The following is a 600-nucleotide window of genomic DNA, read 5'->3' as shown; positions in this document are numbered from 1 at the left end:
TCCCGGCTGGGTTCTGAGTCCCACTTGCCACGCGGCGAACTTTGGTCCGCGCTCCGGAGGCATTATCCAACTGCCAGCACAATGCGATACCTACATTATAGCGCTGATGATGCGTACAGTGCCACCCGAAATTGTGCCGCAGAGGCAAATACTCATTCTGGGGTTCTACTTCTCCGTGCCAAGCCTGCCAGTGTCCCTAGTTGCACAGGAACACCCTCGCCGACACTCCGGAGCCAAATCAATGAATAAGTATGCCTTCATCGCAAGCCTTTTTCACAGCACTGTCTTGCTGCTCATCAATTGGGACAGCACTCCCTTCAGCCGCATGTTCTGACGAACTGCACCCGGCTCACTTAAGTATGGTCAATTGATCCTATGCTGAACAGGGAGGCTCATAGCACAAAAAATGGACCCTAATGCGCCAGGATCAAAGGCATGACCCTAATGACCCCCCCATCGGGGACACCTGGCCACGTTAGGACTTCTTGGTGCCGGCACCGCTCTGCCGGGAGCGCGGAGCTGGTGAAGGAGCAGGCGCTGCAGGCGTTTCGCCGGCCTTCGTGACCAGTGCGACCAGCTCGCGCTGCTGCTTGCGGGCCT

1 protein-coding gene is annotated in these 600 nt (G+C 57.2%); it reads left to right on the top strand.

Going from position 1 to position 600, the window contains the following annotated elements:
- Window positions 1-334, top strand: a 334-nt coding sequence (locus AC066S_RS39075) for a hypothetical protein (protein WP_478271943.1), incomplete at its 5' end; no start/stop codon positions are given.
- Between the last annotated feature and the right edge of the window lie 266 nt (window positions 335-600).

It is taken from the genome of Bradyrhizobium sp. CFUWI, assembly GCF_056429085.1.
Note: the sequence above shows the minus strand (reverse complement) of the source record. Positions and strands in the feature narration are given on the sequence as shown.